Origin of the sequence: Paraburkholderia gardini (assembly GCF_907164575.1) — a bacterium.
GTDB lineage: Bacteria > Pseudomonadota > Gammaproteobacteria > Burkholderiales > Burkholderiaceae > Paraburkholderia > Paraburkholderia gardini.
Map to the genome: position 1 here is coordinate 133,537 of NZ_CAJQYY010000017.1, position 6,881 is coordinate 140,417.

Consider the following 6,881-nt stretch of genomic DNA (forward strand, 5'->3'; position numbering starts at 1 on the left):
TTTCGTCAGCCAAGGCTGCCGGTTACGTCGTCGAACAGCTCGTCCACTGACATGCGGTGCGGCAGGATTTTCTGATCGAGCGCCCAGTCGATCGCGAGCTGGATGCCCTTGCGGTTCGCCTCCAGCCCGATCGGCGGAAACACGACAGGCACGCCTTCGGCCAGCGAGCGGCTTTCGACGATCATGCGGTACAGCTCACGCACGATGTCGGGACGCTGTCTGGACAGGTTCTCGTGAACCACGAACATGTGGTTGATCGGCACCACGCCCTCCCGGGCGAACCAGCCCTTCGCAGCCTGCTGCGCATCCGGCACGAGCGTGCGCACGCGCGAGTCCTTCGGCATGTCCTCGCCGAGCAACGCAGCGGCCAGCTCGCCCTTTAGCATCAGGTCGGGAATCGACGAACCGGCAGGCAAGCGCTCGCAGTTGCCCGGGTCATGGTATTCAGCGAGATGCCCGTCGCCCAGCGTCATCCAGGTGACCTTGTCCAGATCGACACCGTACTCGTGGCGCAGGATGCCGCGAATCCATAGAGCCGTGGTCTGCGTATAGGTCCGCACGCCGACCTTCTTGCCTTCGATATCCTTTGGGTCGAGATGTCCGAAATCGATGTTGTAGCCGGCGCAGTGGTGCTGGAAACGGCCCGAGATCGGCGTCGGCAGCAGCACGTACGGCTTGCCGTAGGCCCTGGCCTGCAGGAACGTGACGATCGCCAGTTCGCCCGCGTCGAACGCGCTCTCGCGCACCATCGCCTTGAAGCCGTTGTGCGCGGGCGTCGGACCACAGAAATCGAGCGTGACCAGATCGGACTTCACGCGTCCGTCGCGCATCGCCCTGGTCACCGCATATTCCGACAGATTGGTGCGCAATGCAGGCACCCCGTTCAGCGTCGTTGTCATGGATGTCGTTCCTTGTATCCGGATCATGTGAATCAGTACAGCCGCACCTCGATCAGGCGCGGGCCCGGTTCGCGCGCCGAATCGGCCAGCGCCCGGTAAAAATCTTCGGCGGTCTCGACTGCCACCGCCGGCACGCCCATGCTTTGCGCCATGGCGAGCCAGTCGATGCGCGGACGGTCGATGTCGATCATCGAGAGCGCGCGCTCACCGGGCGCGCCCGCGCCCATATTTGCGTATTCGGCCTTGAGAATCGCGTAGCTGTTGTTGGCGAAGATGACGGTGGTGATGTTCAGCCCTTCGCGCGCCTGGGTCCACAGCGACTGGATCGTGTACATCGCGCTGCCGTCGCCAACCATGCAGAACACGCGCCGGTCCGGACAGGCCAGTGCCACGCCGGTCGCCACCGGCGTGGCATAGCCGATCGAACCTCCCATGTTGTTGATCAGGTCATGCGGCGCCGCGCCCATGGTGTGGCCCATCGTCTCGCGCCCGGTGGTCAGCGATTCGTCGACGACGATGGCGTTCTCCGGCAGCGCCGCGGCCAGCGCGTGCGCGATGCTCAGCGGATTGAGCGCGCCGCTCGGAACCGGCGTCTCCACACGAGGCTGAAGAGTCGGCCGTGTGGCACTTGCACCCAGCATGTCGAGCAGCATCTCGAACGCGAGCGCACTGTCCTCGTCGGCCTCGACGAGCGGGTGCACCAGCGTGCCTTCGGCTTTGAGCAGGCTCGGCCGGTCCGGGTACGCGAAGAACGCGACCGGCTCCGACGTCTCGACCGTGACGATGTGCCTGAAGTCCTTGAGAAAAGCCTGGGCGAGCGGCACCGCGTACGGAATCCGCTCGATCGGCACGCGTCCCGCACCGCGCTCGATGCGCGCGCTGAAGAACTGTGAGCCGAGGCGCGCGCCGGTCGCGGCCGCTACCTTGCCGGCACGCTCAAGTGCGACGCCGCGTGTGGCCTTGTTGCCGAGAATGATCAGCGTCCGCTCGCCAGAACGCAGCACGCGCGCGACGTGTTCGATGCGCGCGGCGTCCGGCGCTTTACGCGTCGCCGCCGCACGCGGCGGTATCGCCGACGTGCCCGCCTGCTGCCACGACGTGTCACCCGGCAGGATCAGCGTCGCGATCTGCCCCGGGTGCCCGGACGCCTTCGCCACCGCGGTCGCCGCGTCCCACGCGATCGTGCTCGACGATTCGGCGCGCCGCACCCAGTGACTCAGCGGCCGCGCGAGCCCTTCGATGTCCGACATCAGCGGCGGATCGTATTTGAGATGCGCGGCCGAATGCTCGCCGATGATGTTGACCATCCCCGATGACGCGCGCCTCGCGTTGTGGATATTGGCGAGACCATTGGCCAGCCCTGGGCCGAGATGCAGCAGGGTCGACGCGGGCGTGTCTTTCATCCGGTACCAGCCATCGGCTGCACCGGTCGCCACGCCCTCGAAGAGGCACAACACGCTGCGCATTTTCGGGTTCTCGAGCGCCGCCAGAAAGTGCATCTCCGAGGTGCCCGGGTTGGCGAAACAGATGTCGACGCCCTGATCGACCAGCGTTGCGACAAGGCTTTGCGCACCGTTCATTTAGTAGCCTGCCGTCTCGCGTGCCTGGCCCACGACACCGTAGCTGCGCAGCGGTGCCGACATCAGCAGGCCATAACCCTCTTCAAGCAGGCGCTTGTGGTTCTTCGCGCCGACGTGCGGATTGCCGACCACGACCTTGTGCTTCTTGCAGGTTTCGACGATCTGACGCATCGCATCGACCACTTCCGGATGCTCATAGTCGCGCGGATGGCCGAGCTGCTGGCTCAGGTCGCCCTCACCGATCAGGATGAAACCGATGCCCGGCACATTCGCCAGCATGTCGTCGAGGTTCCCGATCGCTTCGGTGCTTTCGCACATGAGGCCGACGAGGATTTCGCCTTCCGGTGCGAGCGGCCATACGTCGGCCTTCCTGTAGTAGTCGGCCATGCTGAGGCCCCAGTAGCGCGCGGCGTTTGCAGGGCCGTCGCCACGCACGCCCTTCGGCTCATACAGCGGTACGTTCTTCGGACGCGCATAGCGGCACGACGCCACCGCGTTATAAGCCTGATCCACTGTCGCCACGTGCGGCCAGATCACCCCATACGCACCGCGATCGAGCACCTGCTTGGCAAACGACTGGTTCATTTCAACGCCGTTGGCCGGAATGCGCGCGATCGGCGTGACCTTCGGTGCGACCGAGCCAGACTGGGCAATGTGCTTGCGGTTGAGCAGGTACTGGAATGCATCGCCCAGCGCCGACACGTCGTACGGGTTGTGTTCCATTTCGAACACGAGCGCATCGTAGGGTGAATCGCTCAGTTCGATCGCGGTCTGCTTGTCGAGCTTCGAGAACGCCGCGTAGGCAGGCTTGCCCGATTCGAACGCGCGGATCAGGCCATTCAGGCGGGTATCACTCATGTTGTTTCTCTCTGGTTGATGTCGATGTGCGCGGCTCAGTCCGCTGCCTGCCAGTACATGAAGCCCATGCCCTCGCCGGTACCGGCAGGCGTGCGCCAGCACGGCACGTAATCCACCAGCGTCATCTGCGCGCCGGTTTCCTCCACCGCCTTCATCACGCTGACGTAGAGTTTGATTTCGGAAGTGCCCGACTGGTACGAACGGTTATCCACCGCTGCGAGGCCGTCATAGTCGTATTCGGCCAGCATCTTCATGATGCTGTGGTCGAACTCTTCGTCGTTGACAAAGTGCGACAGGCCGCCCGATGCGAAGATGCCGACACGCACGTCGTCCGGCCACGCATTGATCGCATCGCGCAGCACGCGGCCAAACTCGATACAGCGAGACATCGACGGCTGGGTCGGCGGATAGAAGCAGTTCATGATGACGGGCACATGCGGTGGCGGGTTGTCGCCCATGATCTGGTGATACACGAAGCTGTATGCGTGCGGCACCACCGGATACTCAGGCAGAGGCTTCATCCACACGTTGTCAGGCCATGCAAAGAGATCCGTCAGATCGAAATTCTCACGCTGGAAGTGTTCGATCAGATACGTCGCCAGCTTCGGATGGCACTTGTGCACGACGTGGTGATCGGGTGCATAGACAGCGCGTTGCGGGGGACCGTTGTGCACTTCCTCGCCGGTGTAGATTGCGATCGATGGCGAGAAATCGGTGAAGATCTCCTTCTGGTCCTTGCCCAGAATGATCGCGACATCGATGTCGGCTTCGCGGTAAGCAGCAGCCATCCGGTCGAGCGCGGTACGGCAGCGCGCGGCGCGCGCGGTGCGCTCCTCGAGCGTCAGGAATTTCTCAAACGCGGCTTCGCGGTGCGTTTCGAGTTCGGGATACGTCCAGGTCCGGTTGCGGTACCACAGCTCCGGATTGTTACGGTCGCGCTCTCCGTTCTTGAGCCAGTCCTCAGGCGCCTGCCCCAGCATGCCGCTGTGGGGTACCGCCATCCCGAATACGATTTTCGCCATGTACAATTTCTCAATAAATTAATGTGTTCAACAAGACCCTCTCAACCGGTCGTGTCGTGATGTCTAGGCTCGCCGCAGCGAACCGTCATGTGCTTCCGTCACCTTCGGGGCCCATTCGGGGCGGTACAGGATCGCCGTGGCCATTGCTCCGGCGACGAGGAATCCCAGGATCACCATCATCGGCAGGTTGTAGGTTCCGCTCACGTGCAGTAGCCAGCCGGACAGGCTCGCCGCCACGCCGCCCGCGAGACTCGTGGCGAGTTGCTGCACGCCGGTTACCAGCCCGATCGTCTGCCTCGGAATCAGGGTCAACCGCGAAAGCACCAGGTTGTTCGCCGTGACGAGGCCGAGCAGTGACAACGAAAGGACATTCCAGAACAGCGCCATCTGCAGCGTCGGTGCGTAGGGGCCGAACAGAACGGTGCATCCGCCGGCAAAGCCCGCGATGATGAAGACCTTGCGTACCGTAATGGGGTTATGGCCCCGGGCGATGATCCGGTCGGCTGCCCACCCGGCGAGTGCCGCGACGATCGCTATCCCGGCGAAGCTGAAGAACGTGAAAAGTCCGGAGCGCGAAATCGACAGGCCGCGTTGCTCGACCAGATAGGACGGCATCCAGGTCATGCAATAGAACGTGAAATAGCCGTAGCAGAAGTTGGTGACCATTCCGCCCCAGACCACTGGGCTCGACAGGATGCTGCCGAAGCTCACCGTGCGCGCACTGCGATTCGCCTGCTTGAGCTCGCCTTGCGACGGCAGGTCGTTACGCACGCACAGCAACCAGGGCACGAGCCAGAGCAGCCCGACGAGACCGGTCGCAATGAACATCATCTTCCAGGAATAGTTGACGATGAACCACGCACCGACCGGTGCGCCGATTGCGGGACCGAACTTGTTGCCCATTGCCAGAATGCCGACGGCAAGGCCGTTCTGACTTTCGTCGAAGTTATTCCGGATCCAGCGATAACTCGCCGGAATCACGATGGCCTCGGCCATTCCGATGATCAACCGCATCACGACGAGGCTCGCGAGCGCCGTCACGGCACCCATCAGCGCAGTGGCGACACACCACACCGCGAAGCTGATCGCGTAGGGCCATTTCACGCCGTAGCGATCCGCCAGCCAGCCCATGGGAACCTGAAACACACCATATGACCAGAAAAAGGCCGAGTTGATCCAGCCGCGATCCACGTCCGTCAGTGCAAAATGCCGGACAAAGCCCGCGTCCGCCAGCGTCGACGAAATGCTGGTGCGATCAATAAAGGAAATCAGCACACCAATCGCAAGGAGCGCGAGTACGACCCAGCGGTTTACCGTCCCGGGTCGCCCAGACTGGCTTGTCTCCATCTGTTTGTTTCTCTTAAGTTTGATTGGATTCTGCGTGCCGGCCACTGGAAAGACATCGGTGGGCGCCATGAGTGGCCGGCGTGGATGCAGCAAAAACTCAGGCCAGCGCTGGATATAGCTGCAATGCGGTCTTGCCGAAGATCCATTCGCGGTCTTCGGCGCTCACGCTTGTCAGCCCTGCCTGCGCGGTGGCGAGAATCTCAGACAGCGCGCCCGGCGAGGTCGGATAGTTCGAGCCCCACGCCATCCGTTTCGCACCGAAGGCCTCGACGACGCGCGGGAAGAACGTTTCCGCGCTCGCCTTTTCCTTCTTCACATCGCCGAAAATGCGCGGGGTGAGCTTCAGGTAGATGTTCTCCAGCGGGGCCAGGTCGAACAGGCTTTGCGCCTTCGCGTATGGCGCGCCATCAGCGACTTCCGGACGACCCAGGTGGTCGAGAATGATGGCGACTTTCGGGAAGCGTCTGGCCAGCGCCGTGACCTGCGGCAGGCCGATCGGGCCGGTCTGGATACACATCGGCAGACCCAGTTCGCCGCACAGCTCCCACGCCGGGAACGAACGCGGATCGTCCAGCTCGCTCGGGTCGAATTCCTTCGTGCTGCCGCCGGTGAAGAGACGCAGACCCGCGAGACCAAGACCGACCCATTCACGAATGCGCGCCGGTGCATCCGGCTGCAGCACGTCGACAGAACCGACCGCTACCAGGCGGTCAGGGTAGCTGGCGCAACCGTCCACGACATAGCTGTTGTCGAAACCGTAAGTGGTCGACGAATGAACCACCGCGGCCTTTGCAACGCCGGCCTCGTCCATCGACTCGATCAGCGTTTCGACGGTCGTCGGGCGCTCCTTCGACCAGTCCGAGCGCTTGCCGAATAGCGGTGCCGGTGGATAACGGGTTTCGTCGTCGGAAATGATGTGCGGGTGAATATCAACGAATGTCATGAGCGTCTCTGTGTTTGTCTCACTGCGTGCGGCTGTCGCCGGTTTTAACGACCACGCGCCTTCAGGCGTGCGTCGAGACGCGGATACACGCGACGTGCGTTGCCTTCGTAGATCTTGAAGCGATCTTCGTCCGTCAACGCATCGCACGCGTCGATGTAGCGCTTCGTATCGTCGAAGTACTGGCCCGTTAGCGGATCCTTGCCGCGCACCGCGCCGATCATCTCCGAGCCGA

6 protein-coding genes and 1 pseudogene are annotated in these 6,881 nt (G+C 62.9%); all 7 read right to left on the reverse strand.

The features are described from left to right. Nucleotides 1-5: 5 nt before the first annotated feature. Complete coding sequence (locus tag LPA34_RS15805) at nucleotides 6-899, reverse strand: type 2 periplasmic-binding domain-containing protein (protein ID WP_228979731.1); 894 nt, start codon at nucleotides 897-899, stop codon at nucleotides 6-8. A 32-nt stretch (nucleotides 900-931) separates the two neighbouring features. Further along, nucleotides 932-2,479 carry an acetolactate synthase large subunit gene (locus LPA34_RS15810; protein ID WP_228979733.1) on the reverse strand — a complete coding sequence of 516 codons (1,548 nt, stop codon included), beginning with the start codon at nucleotides 2,477-2,479 and terminating at the stop codon, nucleotides 932-934. Continuing rightward, on the reverse strand, nucleotides 2,480-3,337 hold the full coding sequence (locus LPA34_RS15815) for an HpcH/HpaI aldolase family protein (protein ID WP_228979734.1): 858 nt from the start codon (nucleotides 3,335-3,337) through the stop codon (nucleotides 2,480-2,482). A 35-nt stretch (nucleotides 3,338-3,372) separates the two neighbouring features. Then, a complete protein-coding gene (locus tag LPA34_RS15820; protein ID WP_228979736.1) occupies nucleotides 3,373-4,359 on the reverse strand; it encodes a DODA-type extradiol aromatic ring-opening family dioxygenase in 987 nt (328 codons plus the stop codon). 63 nt (nucleotides 4,360-4,422) lie between these two features. Continuing rightward, nucleotides 4,423-5,706, reverse strand: a complete 1,284-nt coding sequence (locus LPA34_RS15825; protein WP_228979738.1) for an MFS transporter — start codon at nucleotides 5,704-5,706, stop codon at nucleotides 4,423-4,425. Between the two features lie 97 nt (nucleotides 5,707-5,803). Beyond that, nucleotides 5,804-6,649 (reverse strand): amidohydrolase family protein, encoded by an 846-nt coding sequence (locus LPA34_RS15830; protein ID WP_228979740.1) that lies wholly within the window; start codon nucleotides 6,647-6,649, stop codon nucleotides 5,804-5,806. A 44-nt stretch (nucleotides 6,650-6,693) separates the two neighbouring features. Beyond that, nucleotides 6,694-6,881 (reverse strand): annotated as a pseudogene (locus tag LPA34_RS15835) (amidohydrolase); the annotation flags it as partial.